16 protein-coding genes and 1 riboswitch are annotated in these 14,698 nt (G+C 44.1%); of the genes, 9 read left to right on the top strand and 7 right to left on the bottom strand.

Annotated features, from left to right (window positions below):
• Positions 1-319: 319 nt before the first annotated feature.
• The 4 genes from DC345_RS21230 (at position 320) to bshB2 (ending at position 5,070) form a co-directional block, all read left to right on the top strand.
• Entirely contained in the window at positions 320-2,791 is a 2,472-nt protein-coding gene (locus DC345_RS21230) for a family 43 glycosylhydrolase (RefSeq protein WP_258530744.1), read from the top strand.
• A 217-nt stretch (positions 2,792-3,008) separates the two neighbouring features.
• Positions 3,009-3,926 (top strand): deoxyribonuclease IV, encoded by a 918-nt coding sequence (locus DC345_RS21225; protein WP_181586680.1) that lies wholly within the window; start codon positions 3,009-3,011, stop codon positions 3,924-3,926.
• A 101-nt stretch (positions 3,927-4,027) separates the two neighbouring features.
• Positions 4,028-4,372, top strand: coding sequence for a YojF family protein (locus DC345_RS21220; protein ID WP_024631702.1), 345 nt, complete (start codon positions 4,028-4,030; stop codon positions 4,370-4,372).
• Between the two features lie 23 nt (positions 4,373-4,395).
• Positions 4,396-5,070 carry a bacillithiol biosynthesis deacetylase BshB2 gene (gene bshB2 / locus DC345_RS21215; protein WP_113054992.1) on the top strand — a complete coding sequence of 225 codons (675 nt, stop codon included), beginning with the start codon at positions 4,396-4,398 and terminating at the stop codon, positions 5,068-5,070.
• 18 nt (positions 5,071-5,088) lie between these two features.
• Here the strand turns inward: bshB2 and DC345_RS32245 are convergent, their stop codons facing one another.
• Positions 5,089-5,481 carry a hypothetical protein gene (locus DC345_RS32245; protein ID WP_258530743.1) on the bottom strand — a complete coding sequence of 131 codons (393 nt, stop codon included), beginning with the start codon at positions 5,479-5,481 and terminating at the stop codon, positions 5,089-5,091.
• A gap of 25 nt (positions 5,482-5,506) precedes the next feature.
• On the opposite strand from DC345_RS32245, the gene DC345_RS32240 reads away from it, so the two are divergent.
• Positions 5,507-5,881: a hypothetical protein gene (locus tag DC345_RS32240; RefSeq protein WP_258530742.1), complete on the top strand. Its 375-nt coding sequence runs from the start codon at positions 5,507-5,509 to the stop codon at positions 5,879-5,881.
• A gap of 37 nt (positions 5,882-5,918) precedes the next feature.
• Entirely contained in the window at positions 5,919-6,620 is a 702-nt protein-coding gene (locus DC345_RS21205) for a hypothetical protein (protein ID WP_113054788.1), read from the top strand.
• A 115-nt stretch (positions 6,621-6,735) separates the two neighbouring features.
• Here the strand turns inward: DC345_RS21205 and DC345_RS21200 are convergent, their stop codons facing one another.
• From DC345_RS21200 to DC345_RS21190, 3 genes are all read right to left on the bottom strand, one after another.
• Positions 6,736-7,548: an undecaprenyl-diphosphate phosphatase gene (locus DC345_RS21200; protein ID WP_113054787.1), complete on the bottom strand. Its 813-nt coding sequence runs from the start codon at positions 7,546-7,548 to the stop codon at positions 6,736-6,738.
• Positions 7,549-7,564: 16 nt separating this feature from the next.
• Complete coding sequence (locus DC345_RS21195) at positions 7,565-8,329, bottom strand: DUF817 domain-containing protein (protein WP_113054786.1); 765 nt, start codon at positions 8,327-8,329, stop codon at positions 7,565-7,567.
• Positions 8,330-8,495: 166 nt separating this feature from the next.
• The gene (locus DC345_RS21190; RefSeq protein WP_063565033.1) at positions 8,496-9,347 is read right to left on the bottom strand and encodes a bifunctional 5,10-methylenetetrahydrofolate dehydrogenase/5,10-methenyltetrahydrofolate cyclohydrolase; all 852 of its coding nucleotides are present in this window, start codon (positions 9,345-9,347) and stop codon (positions 8,496-8,498) included.
• A gap of 51 nt (positions 9,348-9,398) precedes the next feature.
• Positions 9,399-9,480: riboswitch (ZMP/ZTP riboswitch) on the bottom strand.
• Positions 9,481-9,666: 186 nt separating this feature from the next.
• Between DC345_RS21190 and DC345_RS21185 the strand changes: the two genes are divergently transcribed.
• Genes DC345_RS21185 through DC345_RS31815 form a run of 3 tightly spaced genes read left to right on the top strand, consistent with a single transcriptional unit; the run spans position 9,667 to position 11,248 of the window.
• Positions 9,667-10,149 (top strand): MarR family transcriptional regulator, encoded by a 483-nt coding sequence (locus DC345_RS21185; protein WP_113054785.1) that lies wholly within the window; start codon positions 9,667-9,669, stop codon positions 10,147-10,149.
• A gap of 20 nt (positions 10,150-10,169) precedes the next feature.
• Positions 10,170-10,745, top strand: coding sequence for a nitroreductase family protein (locus DC345_RS31820; protein ID WP_181586679.1), 576 nt, complete (start codon positions 10,170-10,172; stop codon positions 10,743-10,745).
• 17 nt (positions 10,746-10,762) lie between these two features.
• On the top strand, positions 10,763-11,248 hold the full coding sequence (locus tag DC345_RS31815; protein ID WP_181586678.1) for a nitroreductase family protein: 486 nt from the start codon (positions 10,763-10,765) through the stop codon (positions 11,246-11,248).
• A 169-nt stretch (positions 11,249-11,417) separates the two neighbouring features.
• Here DC345_RS31815 and DC345_RS21175 read toward each other — a convergent pair whose 3' ends face one another.
• The 3 genes from DC345_RS21175 to DC345_RS21165 all read right to left on the bottom strand — a co-directional run bounded on the left by DC345_RS21175 (position 11,418) and on the right by DC345_RS21165 (position 14,537).
• A complete protein-coding gene (locus DC345_RS21175) occupies positions 11,418-12,680 on the bottom strand; it encodes an MFS transporter (protein WP_113054784.1) in 1,263 nt (420 codons plus the stop codon).
• Between the two features lie 39 nt (positions 12,681-12,719).
• A complete protein-coding gene (locus DC345_RS21170; RefSeq protein WP_113054783.1) occupies positions 12,720-13,625 on the bottom strand; it encodes an ArsR/SmtB family transcription factor in 906 nt (301 codons plus the stop codon).
• Positions 13,626-13,874: 249 nt separating this feature from the next.
• Positions 13,875-14,537 carry an MBL fold metallo-hydrolase gene (locus DC345_RS21165; protein WP_113054782.1) on the bottom strand — a complete coding sequence of 221 codons (663 nt, stop codon included), beginning with the start codon at positions 14,535-14,537 and terminating at the stop codon, positions 13,875-13,877.
• Positions 14,538-14,698 lie beyond the last annotated feature (161 nt).

Here is a 14,698-nt window from a genome sequence, read left to right as displayed (position 1 = left end):
GGGATAGACGTTTAAACCTCAGGAGAGTTTCCTGAGGTTTTTTCTTGTAAATATGAACGAGTGAGTTCTAATAAAAGATAAGCACTTTTTTCCAACAAAATGCCAAATAAATGACAACGAAATGTTATTTCTATTTGTAACGGCTTACTTTATGCTAGATTTCAACACCCGATGAAGAGACTGGATTATGTCTGTACATACGCTTGTGAGGGATAACCGTTGTGCAGAAACAAGTTCTTCAGATGTTAGACAGAAGCGTACGTAAAGAACCTTGATGTATTTGTAAGCGGTAACAAAAAACAGACTAGGAGGAAATCATGTGAGGAAGAGTCGTCGATTCATGTTCACGCTGTTGGTCATTTTATTAATGGTTTCGTCGGTGCCACTCCCTGCCACAGCCTATCAAAATCCGCAAACGTTACCGGATGAATGGGGACAATATGGACTCGGGGACCCCTATGTATTGAAATTTAATGGATACTATTACCTGTATGTAAGTACAAGAGATACGGACGACGGTGTCAAAGTCTGGAGCTCCAAAGACCTCGTGAATTGGTCGTATCGTGGGTTAGCTGCAACAGATCCCATTACGCACGGAGCTTATGCTCCTGAAGTCGTTTACTGGAATGGCATGTTCTACATGTATACATCACCTGCCGGTAAAGGTCATTACGTGCTGAGCAGCACAGGTCCTACCGGACCCTTCAACGTAGTAACGGGCAACCTTGGAAAGTCGATTGACGGTAATGTGTTTATTGACGACGACGGCTCGTTCAGCTTCTATCATGCCGCACAGGGCCGCATAGATGCAGCACCGATGAGCAGTCCGACTGAGATCGGAGTGAGTGCGTCTACAGGAGTGGGGATGGGAGGCTGGACTGAGGGTTCAACCGTCTTCAAACGAAATGGAAAATACTATATGACCTATACAGGTAACCACGTATTTAGCAAAGGATATCGGGTCGATGTGGCTGTTAGCACCACAGGTCCGAGGTCCGGATATGTTACGGATAGCACCAACCCGGTATTAATTCGTACAGAGGGCCCAACCGTGGGATTGGGACACAATACCGTAGTAACAGGACCTAATCTGGACGCACATTATATGATGTATCACAACTTGGAAGGTAACGGAATAATTGGACCGCTGCGGCATCTGAACATGGATCGAATTGTATGGAATAACGACAAGATGATTGTGCAAGGTCCGACTTCAACGGATCAACCCAATCCGGAAATGCCTGTGTTCTATGACTACTTCGATCGTTCTGCAATCGGAAGTAATTGGTCCAACGTGAACGGTGGTAATTGGGGCATCTACAATCAGGAACTCATGTGGCAAAATTCAATGGGCAGCTCAACTTGGTATAAACAAGTGACGGCTTCGAGCAGCGCATCGGATTATACGGCTGAATTTAACATGAAGGAAATGAATCGGGGAACGTCCACCAATCCGAGATACGGCGCTACTTTCTCCTATACGAATGAGAACAATTACGGTGTTGCGCTGATCAGTTCGAAAAACAAAAGACTTGAGACATTTTTCCGGATTAACGGGGTCGATCAGGCTTGGCAAACATTCGATCTGCCTGCCGACTTCAATTATTCGAAATGGCATAACATACGGATAGAAAAATCGGGATCAACGTTTAAATATTACGTAGATGGTATGTTCAAAGCAACGCGTACCGCCAATGTAGGAGCAGGTAAGATTGGTGTTCTGACAGAGGATACGCATGCAGACTTCGGCTATACTGCTTTTAACAATGATGTGAACGGAAGCAGTGCATGGAATGCCTCCAAGCCGATTCCAGGCACAATCGAGGCTGTTCATTATATGAAAGGAGGCGAAGGTGTCGCTTATCACGATACGACGGCTGGGAACCTGGGCGGGGCATATCGGAACGATGCTGGGGATATTCGCCTGAATAACGAAGGACTGTTCAACTTAGGCTGGAATCAGACTGGAGAATGGTATAAATACAAAGTAAACGTGGAGTCAAGCGGATATTACGATATTGATTTTCGCATGGCCACCTCGTTGGATGGAGCTCAGATCCGAGTGTGGGATGGTTCGACCGACTTAACGGGTATCGTCAATGTACCTAATACGGGCGGATGGGATAATTGGAAAAACATCTCCAAGAAAAAGGTCTATTTAAACGCTGGACAACGGGAATTAAAGGTTGAATTCGTAACAGGCGAGGCCGATTTCTCAAGAATGACGTTTCAGAAGAATGTTGATGTGACAAGTGTAAGTGATAATTTTAACGATGGCGACGATAATGGATGGACACGGTTTGAAGGAACCTGGGCTGTAGAGAATGGTGAATACAGTGCAGGAAGCACGGGACCGGCCAAATCTACATTTGGGGATTCGCGATGGGCGGATTATACAGTCGAGGCTGATATCAAGATGATTGACTCGGGGGGAGACGGAGGTTTACTTGTCAGAGTGTCCAATCCATCCCACGGTACAGAGCGAGGCCAGAACAATTATGATGCTTTACAAGGATATTACGCCTATCTCACCACAAGCGGAGTCAGTTTGGGCAAGATGAATTATAATTGGGCGCTCCTCAAGAGCAACGCGCAATCATATTCCACTAATACCTGGTATCATATGAAAGTTGCCGTTAATGGCACAAACATCAAAGTGTATGTGGATGATATGGTCAATCCGAAGATCGATTATACGGACAACAGCCTGAATCCGTTTACGCATGGCAAAATCGGTGTCAGAACGGCAAACAAGCATACGCATTTCGATAACGTATCCGTTTCTCCTTGAACCGGAAGCTAGGCGTTGAGAATGCAAATGGTTGTAATGAGAAGTGATTTCATATTAAGCCGCCAATTGGCGGCTTTTTACTTTAAACGATAACAAGCTATGGCAACCCAATGGTGCCTTCCTCTGATCTCCTTCACCACCGTCATTTCCCATTAGCCAATCCAACCCATATCATTGATAATTAAATGATGGATTCGACAGGGGAGGGTGGTTGGTAATGAAAAGTAGTGAACTGCTAATTGGATCTCATGTATCCTTTGGAGGAAAAGAGATGCTTCTTCAGGCTAGTAAAGAAGCTGCTTCTTATGGTGCATCTACTTTTCTGATGTACACCGGCGCACCGCAGAATTCGAAACGAAAACCTATTTCGCAATATAATATAGAAGCAGGGCATTTGCACATGAAGCAGCATGGCATTTCCAATATTGTCGTGCATGCTCCATTCCTGATTAATCTGGCGAATAGTTGTAAACGAGAGGTATTTGATTTTAGCATACAATTCCTGCGGGAAGAGATCGAACGAACAGCATCGCTTGGATCAAAACAGCTTGTTCTTCACCCCGGGGCCCACGTCCACGCTGGATTGGACATCGGTATTCGCCAAATAATCCGAGGCTTAAACGAAGTATTACAAGACGATAATCATCCAGAGGTACAGATTTCGTTGGAGACGATGGCGGGAAAAGGAACAGAGTGTGGAACAAGCTTTGAAGAACTGGCACAGATTGTCGATGGCGTGCAGCGGAATGAACGGATTTCCATATGTCTGGATACTTGTCATATTCATGATGCCGGATACGATATTGTTCATAATTTTGATGGGGTACTCGAGCAGTTTGACAAGGTGCTTGGCCTTGATCGATTAAAAGTCCTGCACATCAATGATTCCAAAAATGTGCGGGGATCGAGGAAAGATCGCCATGAGAACATTGGGCACGGACATATCGGACTTCAGGCTTTGGATTATATCGTACATCATCCCCAACTCGTGTCACTTCCGAAACTGCTTGAGACGCCATCGATTGGCAAAATAAAATATAAAAGTGCACCTTATCGACATGAAATTGCCCTGTTAAGAAGAGAGTGCACCGAACCCGTGCAGAAGGAAGAGGATTCTTTAGAAAACAGTAAATAGAGAGTATTACAAACATTCGCTCACTCATTCCATGTTTATTCTCACGGGACATATGTTAAAATGGATGTTGAACGTTACTTTTTACTAAAAAGGAGGCCGCCATGCAGCCAATAGAGCCTCAAGACATCCAACACCGGATCAATCAACTTCTCGATCAGGACCTATATCTACACCTCGAACTCACGTCAGGTGCTTACGCCAGTCACTTCGATAGCACCAGGCACCCGGGGTCGGCATTCATTTCCAATGCGGTCATACGATATACGCAAGGATCTATCTCGGGCACAGGCCCATACCGAGTTGGCTTAAAGACCACTCACGGCTGGATATACGCTGAAGGACTTACACACATTGACGAGCTGGAACAAGAAAGACTCATTCTGGCTGGTCACGATAGTCAAGGAAAACTGGTTGTAGCTTTACAACTTAGTCGGGAATTGTTCTGATGAAAGCGGAGGATCAAATAAGCATGAATAACAAACAGATTGAACATCAGCGCATTTTAGTTGTGTTTCCCCATCCCGATGATGAAGCATTCACTGCTTCGGGAACGTTGGCGAAGTACATAGAAGGCGGTGCTCAAGTCACTTATGCTTGCCTGACTCTAGGGGAGATGGGACGTAATATGGGCATCCCTCCATTTGCCAACCGGGTCACCTTGCCAATAATCCGTAAGGATGAACTCATAGAGTCCTCCAATGCGATTGGTATTCAAGACTTAAGAATGCTCGGTTTTCATGATAAAATGATTGAATTTGAAGACCCTGAATTGCTAGATGGCCACATCTTGGCCCTGATCAAGGAGCTTAACCCATCACTGGTCATTACTTTCTATCCAGGGTATAGTGTACATCCCGATCATGATGCGACCGGAGCCGCAGTTACTCGAACGATTGGCCGATTGCCAGTAGGGGAGAGACCTATTGTGTACTGCTGCGCATTCTCGAACAATCACGAAGAGAGCATCGGGAAAGCGGATGTAATTGAAGACGTGAGCGGATTCCTTGCCAAGAAAATGGCTTCGATTCGAGCTCACCGTTCACAATTCCAAGCGCCTGAACTTGTCGGCAAGCGGGAATTGGATGATGAACAAATCCGAAATCGGTTTGGAAGAGAAGCGTTTTGGACCTATAAGTTCGATTAATTTTACAGTTTGTAAAATCTAATTTTCGTAAAAAGTCGCCATTATGGCGACTTTTTTTGTTTTAGACATACTATATTGTTCAGGTATTGAATGGAGTGGGAAGGGGCAATCGTATGGTTTCCATACGTTTTCATGGGTAATAACATATTGACCATTAAACTCGTAAGGAGTGATACAATTGAAAGAACTTCGTTCTGTTTTTGTTAAAATCCCGATGTTCGTCTTGTTTCTTGCACTTACAGCTTGCTCTGGAGAAACAGAGCCGCCAGCAACCTCTGAACCGTCAGCACCAACAAATGAATCGGTTACAGCTCCCACCACAGAAAATGAGGAAACATCGGAAACGACACGACCGCACACAGAAAATTTTGATTTGATGACAGGTGAAGGGAATTCATCACGAACGGCCACCTTGCATCAAGGAGAAGGTTTTACATTGTACGTGTTTGAGAAGTTTTCTTTTGAAGCTGCCAAAGGTCGCTTGTCGCTGACAAGCAATCCGGACTACTATGTGGATATTAAACCGCTGCCCTCTGATTATGATCTGGAAAAGCTTGAGACAGATGGGCGAGAAGAATTGGACAAATTCGGTGCGGTGACTGATTATAGTGGGGAGCTGATTGAGCACCCGCTTGGTTTCGCTGAGCTTTATCTTCAAGCCTCAGGTGAAAAAGGGATAAACGATTATATGGTCTGGAAATCAGAAAAAGGTGACGCTTTTTTATTCCGTCTTCATAATCCCAAAGGGGAAGAAGCCTCCGATTTCGCTGGTCCGGTCCTTGTGTCCTTATCTACGGTTCAGGGCGAATAGTTATCATCGTCATCTTAAGGAGTGAGTGGACATCGTAATGCCGAAAATGCGAAGCAAACGAATCATTCGAATTACTGCGTTAATCATTTTACTTTTGCTCATATCATGCATCGCATTTGTTTATGTTAATGACAGACCTGGCGGATTAGCCGATCGGCGTATGTCCAAAGCGATGGGAATGAGTGAAACCATCCATATTCCTATAGGGAAAACTGCTGAAGAATCCATTCAGAAGTTTAGAGGTAAGGATGATTCATTACAAATTATTTATCAAGAACCGGTAGACGGCGGCATGATTTTGTTTAAACAAAAAGTTGGTCAGAAGAATAACAGCAATCTTCAAATGGAATATGCTCGGAAAATAATGTTCGGATGGAAGTGGGCTTGGGGTGGCGGATATTCTATTGGGGAATCATCTCAATTCACGTCTGCAATGGATTATATGAGCATGCCTGAATTGAGTCATATATCGACACCTTTCCCTATGCTGTTTGGACATATATTAGACCAGGCTATTCAGCGTGTAACTGTCGAGTTCGAGGGGGATGAGAAACCAGCAGTTACCGAAGCCAAGTTGGTTGAGGTGGGACCGGAAAGCATAATCTGGTTTGTAACACTGCCCTCGTCTGCAACAATTCCTTATGAAATAAAGGGATTCAACGATAGAGGAGAGCTCATAACCCATAAACAAATTGATGATCCGAATGGCATGGGTTCCATGGTTCTTGGAGAGCGTTAATGAGTATTCGTACGGAACCTGCAAGTAGGGCGGGATCGTCAAGTTTGGAAAACAATAAAAAGGGAACAACCACTGTTGAGGGTTGTTCCCTTATACGTTACAAGGAAATTCGGGTTTACAAAAAAATAAGTAAAAGTATTCCGACTATAAAGCAATAGTATGAAAAGTAAATCAAGTTCCCTCTTGCCATAATTCCCATGAACCATTTCATTGAAAAGTAGGTTACGATAAGGGTCGTAATGAACGCTAAAATGTAAGGTATAGCCAACTGCGCTCGGTGCGGATCGGTTACGATGTCAGAAGCTCCTAATATTACCCCGCCGATGCTAATCGGAATGTAGAGCATAAAGGAAAATTTCAACGCCGTTTCTTGTTTCATCCCGACAGCAATTGATGCAATAACTGTTGCACCAGAGCGGCTTATTCCCGGAATAAGAGCCACCGCTTGGGCCAGACCCACCAGTACTGCGTCTTTTGCAGACAAATCGCCATCTCTTTTGCGCCCACGAAGGTTTCGAATGAGCCATAGGGCAATCCCTGTAATTAGTAGACTAATCGCAACCGTATAGACAGAAGTGAATATTTCTTCAATTTTATCCTTGAATAGCACAGCCCCGATCGCAGCAGGGAGGGTACCAATGATTATGTATAGACAAAACATAAAATCTGCTCTGTACTCCGCATTGCGAGAGACTAGGAATCGCCAGCCTCCTACAATAAGTTTTTTGATATCTTCCCGAAAGATAAACATAATGGCAATCAGTGAGGCGGTGTTCGTCAAAATTTCAAAGGATAATCCGTTCTGCTCCATGCCAAGCAATCGTTGAACGATAATCAAATGTCCGCTTGAAGAAACCGGAATAGGCTCTGTAGCCCCTTGCACGACACCCAATAACACATATTTCAACCACAAAATAAAGTCTTCCATTGTATCCTCCTACTCATTATTTTCGATTAGCTTTGACATATTTCAATTGGGCCACAATGATGACACTAATAATCACCAAAAGGAACCACGAACTGATCTTGCTAAAACTGACCAGCTGCCAGGAGTCATGTTGGTCAGGATATTTCCAGCCGTTAAAAAATGTAGCTATATTTTCAGCGGTCCAGATGAAAAAACCTACGATGATAAAAGCGAGTGTTAACGGCATTCGATAGGTAGTTAATCGTACCCGATAGATAATCCATGTTTTTCGAAAAACAATAAATACCAGAGCGGTCAACCACCAACGGAAATCGGGAATAAAATGATGTGTGAAAAAGTTGATATAGATGGCTCCTCCTAACAGAACCGAAGATGCAAACCCAGGCCAGCCCGTCATGTCCATACGCAATCTGCGCCATATTTGACACATAAAGCTTGCTACACTTGCATACATAAATCCGCTATAAAGGGGGACACCAAAGAGCTTGGTATAACCAGGCTCGGGGTATGACCAGGACCCCATCCATACCTTATACATCTCCAGTACCAATCCAATCACGTGAAATATACATATGACTTTGATTTCATCACGTGTTTCCAATCCGCTCCGGTACATAAGGTATTGTACTGCTAATAAAACAAGCAGAATGGCATCATAACGATAGAGAAGAGGTATCTGAATAACGCTAGAAAGGGCCAACGTTCCAAAGATCGCCACAGGAAAAATGCAACTCATCGCCTGATGATAACCGAAATGCAGGAGCTGTACTAAAGGTTTCAAGTTATGTTTATCTCCTTCCTAAGCCTTGTTCATAATAATATAGATATGGTCCGTTTGTAAAAAGAGAAAAAAAGAAATATATATTTTCTTATTTTCAATTCGAGCTGATTCAAAGACAAAACAGGCCCCTCGTCAAATGGAGGGACCTTGTTTTTGGCTAATTCATTTATGCATTTTCAGACAGCTTGTAGGCAGATTTAATCGTATGTTCGATGAGCGTCGCAATTGTTACAGGACCAACACCGCCCGGTACAGGTGTAATTGCTGAAGAAGGAACAAAGCAAGCTTCGTAGTCCACATCTCCGACGTTGCCTTTGTTATAACCAGCATCAATAACGACAGCACCTGGTTTAATCCAGTCGCCTTTAACAAAGAGCGGTTTGCCCACGGCTGCAATTATGATATCGCCAAGCTTCACGATTTCCTCCAGATTCACGGTTTTGGAGTGGCAAGTCGTCACCGTTGCATTCCGGTTTAGCAGCATGGCTGAGACAGGTTTGCCCAGAATAGGGCTTCTTCCGATGACAACCGCATGTTTGCCCTCGATCTGAATATTGTAGAAATCCAGAATACGCATAATAGCCTGTGGTGTACAGGAAGGGAATTCTGCGTCTCCAAAAGCATTAAGTGCAAAACCGAGGGTCGTTACACCGTCAACGTCCTTCTCGATACTAATGGCATCAAAAGCTGCTCTTTCATCGATGTGATTCGGGACAGGGTGCTGAAGCAAAATACCGTGTACGGAAGGGTCATCATTTAGCTTGTTAATTTCTTGAATTAATTCATCTGTGGTGGTATCCGCAGAAAGAACAACCTTAATGGATTGCACGCCTAAGCGAGCACAAGCATTTCCTTTCATACGTACATAGGTCGCTGAAGAAGGATCATCTCCGACGAGAATTGTAGCGAGACAAGGCTGAATGCCTTTTTCCTTAAGTATGGCAACCTTCGAGGCCATGTCTTCCTTCATAAAGTCCGCTACCGTTTGTCCATTCAAGATCAGTTTGTCAGTACTCATTTTCACATCGCCCTTTCAACATAAAAAAGAGGCAAGGAAATAAATATTCCTTACCTCTGCCCAGGCGTACGGCTTATTACAAAACCATATGCTCCCTCACGGTTCACCGTGTTCGCCAGTTACATATGATCGTTTTAAATTGTTTAGATTGATACTACTTGAAAAAGCAGAATTGTTCAATAGTTAATGGATTTGATAACTGTTCTCACTTATGATATATTATTGTTAACCAGTAAACTATTTGCGGTTGAATTAGTGCATTAGATTCATTATTTAAGGTTTTTTTATTATTTATAGGTAAATAAGGAGCGATTGAAGAATGGATTCAAACGATCGATCAAAACAGTTACTGTATGACCAATTTATCCGCTTTTTACATGTATATGAGAATCACAAGGATACGGAAATTGAACATTTTCTAAGTATCGCCCAGCGGGAAAGCATGGACAAAATCCCTCAGCATTTGACCGCGATTCATATGATAGATTGCATTGGCAAGCATGAGCCTATTAACAACACTGGTATTGCCGAGGCGATGAATTTGTCCAAAGCAAGCATTACCAAGATAGGCAACAAACTGCTGGAGGAAGGATTCGTTAAACGTACGAAAATGAATGACAACAAAAAGGAGAGCTATTTCCGGTTGTCACCACAAGGCAAGAAGATCTTTGAACTGCATGAACGTCTGCATGTACTCGAGGCTGAACGGTTTTATCAATCTTTGGACAAATATTCGGAACCTGAGCTGAAAATAATACATCGATTTCTTCAAGACAGCAGCATGGATATGGAGTCCAGATAAACTGAAGGAGAGTGAATAACTTGAGCCTGACAGAATTAATCAGGGAACGCAGAAGTATTCGTAAATGTAATTCAATACCGGTGGAACAGGAGTTGGTTGTTGAATTGTTGCACAAGGCCACACGGCTTCAACCATCTGTTGAAGCTGGCTCATGGCGTGTTGTGTATGCTGGAACTCCCGAAGCACGCAAACGGTTGGTGGACTGCATGCTGGAACAGATGTCGCAGAGCAAGCTCGGCAAGCTGATTCCAGGTAAATTGCTGGATGTTTTTAAAAAGAGGTTTACCGATATTCCAGCTCACGTCATTGTTATGTCGACTGTAGGACCGGATCGTCTGACCAATGACCGCAATTATGCGGCAGCCTGCGGGATGATGCAGAGCTTCCAACTGCTGGGATGGGAAAAAGGGTTAGGAATGTTGTGGGATACAGAGTCCATGATTCAGAATGAAGGATTTTTCAAAGGCATTGGACTACGTGAGGATGAAAGATTTGTTGGCATTCTTCATATGGGATATTACGACAAAGCGCCAAGAAGCCGGAAAAGAACACCTGCTGAGCAAAAGTGGACTGTATTTCAGGGTCAAACTACGTAGAAGGGGAGGAAGTAAAAATGGAATTAGCCGATCTGCAAGGAGGCATACACAGTCCAAAAGATTTTTTGGATCGACCGGTATCACAGGAGCTAATCCTTGAATTGCTCAATCACGCCGTGTGGGCGCCAAATGATGGACTTCGTGAGCCGTGGCGATTTATTTTTGCCGATAACCGTAATGGGAAACTCATGCAGGGATTACAGGAGCACGCTCCAGCCTATCTTCTGGTCTTGGTAAAGGAAGAGGCGGATTATCATAAGCGGGAAGAGGACTTTGCAGCCGTCTGCTGTCTGATCCAAAATTTCCGTTTGCTTGCCCATGAACAGGGCCTGGGTGTGCGCAGCACGCTGCATGACTGGATGTACGACCGGAATCGTGCTGAAACGTTTGGCGTGTTAGGCAATGAGCGAATTGCTGCGGTTCTGGAATTGGGATATGGTGCCGAACAGCCGGAAGCGAAAGCTGAGATAGCTGAACCTCAGCTTCATTTCGAACTGTTGTAGCGGGGAAGATATAGGGAAGAGAATTGATATGAATGAGGAACGACAATGCCTTGATCAGGATTGTCGTTCTTTTTTATGTGGTGTGTATCCGGTTTGCAGATTAAAAGTCAGCTAAACCGGATACACACGACTAATCCAGAGATTCACCTATTTTTTATAAATGATATTCCTATAATGTTTTTATTACCTTGTTATGAGAATTTAATTGCGTTCTGTTCTGTAAAACAGATAAATCACCATCTAAATTCTTCAGATTTGGAAGGAATGCTGCAGCAACCGAACAAAGCAAGGGGAGCAGACCCAAAGACAAGAATAAAAAAGGAATACCATATAGTTCTGCAATCGCTGCACCTGCAAAAGCTCCTACAGGTTGCAGGCCGCCACCAATGAGGAACCGTATTGAGTTAACTCGGCCTTGCAGAGGTCCAGGGACGAGCGTGCCATGTAATGATGAACTGAGAGAACCAAAGAAAGGTCCTGCTGCACCAGCGGCACATAAAGCAACGAGCGCAAATGGGTAACTCGGGAACAGGCCCAGTAAGGCGTTAAAAAGCCCCATGGCGGCTAGGCTGCACAGCATGACTGTCCGTCGTCTTTTGATTTCGCCCATGCACGAGATGATCAAAAGTCCTACTAATGTGCCACATGCTGAAGCAGTGGTGAGTGTGCCCATAGCAGCGGCATCCCGATCTAACACTTCACGAACAAAAGGAATCATCATCGTCCAGATCGCTATAGAAGACATGTTGCTGATCGAAACTATCCCCATAATCGAAAGCATGGCCGGAAAACTACGATAAAAGGAAAAACCTTCATGGATATCTCTAAAATAAGCCTTAAATGAAAAGGAGGGCTTAGCTGCTACTGGCTTCTGCATTGTGGGCAGATAGAGCAACGTGGCAATGGCGGCGGTGTAACAAACGGCGTTGATGCCCAGCGTCGGCAATGCCCCAGCTACAGCAGTAAGAGCTCCGGCTAGGGCTGGGCCCAATAAAGTAGCTGCATTACGGCAGCCGTCGATTACCGCGAATGCACGCACCAGTTTCCGCTCATCTGATACTCCGGGAACAATTGCCATTGCGGTGGGCATGAATAGAGCAGAACATGCCCCGCTTAGTCCTGCGGCCAGAAAAAGGTGCCATAATTGCAAGTGGCCTGCGAGTCCCAGACTCAGCGGTAATAAGAGAGCAAGCAACCTTACAGAAGCAAGCACTGCCATGAACCGCCCTCGGTGTAACCGATCGGATAACGGCGACCCGAGCAACCGAATGACCACTTCTGGAATGCTAAAGCTTAGTGCCATCGCACCCATGGCCATCTTAGATGCAGTTATTTCATAGACAAGCCATTCCATAGCCAGAAGACCAAATACGTCACCAAATGAACTCAGAGTGACAGTAGCTAGTAAACCATAATAACTGCGCTTAAGCATGAGTGTTCCTCCGTGTGCGTGGGTTAAAGGACATTATCATCATTCTTCAATATAACCTGAAATCTGTTCCGATAGTTTGTTGAGTGCTTCTAAACGCAAGCTGTACGAGGTCGTTTTCTGGTTATAATGCACGATAACAAGCCCCGCTGCTCTTAATGAGATAAGGTGGTAGTGTACCGTGCTCTTAGAAAGTTTAACTTCGCTAACGATCTCAGTGAATGTTAACTGCCTTCCAGCCAACAGGCGGAGGATGTATAATCTGGTTTCGTCGGACAATGCTCGAGTTAGACGCAACAACCGATGTTCAGGCCGACCCGTTGCTGGTGGGATAATATCGGCAGAGTAACTCGTGAAAATCACTTCATCAAAGATGGCTGAGGTGACAAAGGGCCGAGCATGATATTGAGGGATTAGAATCACTTGTTTTAGTAGAGGGGTGGGGTATAGACGCATACCTTCCGTTGCCTCCTCATAAACCTCTAGGTCATTGGTCCCGTTCAGACTGGACCGTCTGGTTTCAGCTTCTAAGGCAAGACCTTCGATAATCGCCGAATCAATTTGGCTGAAATAGTGGGTATCCCATTCACGAAGCGCTTCGGATGTCCTGCTCCGCAATTCCGGGAGATTGGAGGGAACGGACAACTTCACATGAGCAGCGATGTCATATAGCTGGCCTGTGGTTAGGTCTTCAAGCCAATCCAAAAAACCACTCACTGAGCGTTCACCAGGACAACTCCAGATGTAAGGTGCAAGGCTAAAATCATCTACAAGTTTCATCGTCTCCCGCATTTGTTGCAGTTTGGCAGGTGCGAACCGATCTTGCACTTCTTTGACCCATAGTTTTCCAGCATCCAGAGCATTATGATTTTGTTTGCTCATGAAAACCGTCAGGCTACTTACACATTCATAGATAGGCGCGAAATCAACTTCCACTTTGTAGTTCATAGCTCGAATTTCCCCTCTGTCTTTTTTTGTTCTATATTTATAGAACAACTAATTTGTTTTATTTTATACGAACAATTATAGGTTTGCAACAAAAATGTCCAATGATTTACTTATTCTCTTCAACGAAAAAAGACGTTCCACGGGTGGCGAGCACCTGAAGAATCGTCTTTACGATTTACAATGACAGCAAAATGAGCAGACTGATTTTAAATAACTGAATAATACTCACCGAAAGTGTATATTGAAACTTTAATCTTGGTTGAGAGCTGCTATCTGATCTTTCACATTAACATCACTCAATCCTCCGTGGTAACAAACAACGGATGTAATGTCGAGATCTGCATACTTTCTTAACGAGAGTTTTGCTGCGTTCATATCCGGTGTAGTCGGGGCGTGAATTCCACCAAGCATACCGTCTACACTGTACATGGAGTCCCCGGCAATGAGAGTTTTACTTTCCTTCAAATAAAGACTGATATGACCGGGTGTGTGTCCAGGCGTGTGAATAACGCGAATAGCGCCGCAAAACGGCAGTTCCTGACCATCTATTAAAGTATGGTTTACTGTGCCCTTCGGGGGATTCTCCAGGTGACTATCTTTGATTAGAGGCAGTTCCCCTTGGATGTACGGCTTATCCATTTCGTGTGCATATACTTTAATAGTGTTACCACCCGTATGCAAAATCTCTGGAAGATTCCCTATATGATCTACATCCTGATGGGTCAAAATAACTGCATTTAATTGGTCTATTGAAACGCCAGCCTTCTCCATTGCCACACGTAAATCCTCAAATTGACCTGGAAAACCAGTGTCTATTAGAATAGTCATTTCATGGTCCTTTAAAAGAATGGGGTGGATCACATTCCCATGATAGTCCAGATGAAGCATTTCGACTCCCTTTGCAATTTCCATAATTTTAGTCCTCCGTAGAAAAATATAGTATCTCTTTGTAAACGAATCAACTTCGTAAAAGGATACGGGGTAGAAACGGGGAAGGGCAGGATATAACTTCTTAAAAAAAGTGTTAAGATGACATTTTGAGATATAGACAGTTCCTTCAAAAATAAAATTAA

Origin of the sequence: Paenibacillus taichungensis (genome assembly GCF_003287275.1) — a bacterium.
In the GTDB taxonomy this organism is placed as follows: Bacteria; Bacillota; Bacilli; order Paenibacillales; family Paenibacillaceae; genus Paenibacillus; species Paenibacillus taichungensis_A.
The sequence above is the reverse complement of the archived record's forward strand: the minus strand, read 5'-3'. Positions and strand labels throughout refer to the sequence as shown.

Excerpts from the sequence above, each read along its gene's own strand:
- bshB2 (WP_113054992.1), top strand. The coding sequence starts at position 4,396 with ATGAATAACAAACAGATTGAACATCAGCGCATTTTAGTTGTGTTTCCC.
- DC345_RS21200 (WP_113054787.1), bottom strand. The coding sequence starts at position 7,548 with ATGGAAGACTTTATTTTGTGGTTGAAATATGTGTTATTGGGTGTCGTG.
- DC345_RS21165 (WP_113054782.1), bottom strand. The coding sequence starts at position 14,537 with ATGGAAATTGCAAAGGGAGTCGAAATGCTTCATCTGGACTATCATGGG.
- DC345_RS21175 (WP_113054784.1), bottom strand. The coding sequence starts at position 12,680 with ATGCTTAAGCGCAGTTATTATGGTTTACTAGCTACTGTCACTCTGAGT.
- DC345_RS21190 (WP_063565033.1), bottom strand. The coding sequence starts at position 9,347 with ATGAGTACTGACAAACTGATCTTGAATGGACAAACGGTAGCGGACTTT.
- DC345_RS21170 (WP_113054783.1), bottom strand. The coding sequence starts at position 13,625 with ATGAACTACAAAGTGGAAGTTGATTTCGCGCCTATCTATGAATGTGTA.
- DC345_RS31815 (WP_181586678.1), top strand. The coding sequence starts at position 10,763 with ATGGAATTAGCCGATCTGCAAGGAGGCATACACAGTCCAAAAGATTTT.
- DC345_RS21220 (WP_024631702.1), top strand. The coding sequence starts at position 4,028 with ATGCAGCCAATAGAGCCTCAAGACATCCAACACCGGATCAATCAACTT.
- DC345_RS21185 (WP_113054785.1), top strand. The coding sequence starts at position 9,667 with ATGGATTCAAACGATCGATCAAAACAGTTACTGTATGACCAATTTATC.
- DC345_RS21225 (WP_181586680.1), top strand. The coding sequence starts at position 3,009 with ATGAAAAGTAGTGAACTGCTAATTGGATCTCATGTATCCTTTGGAGGA.
- DC345_RS21205 (WP_113054788.1), top strand. The coding sequence starts at position 5,919 with ATGCCGAAAATGCGAAGCAAACGAATCATTCGAATTACTGCGTTAATC.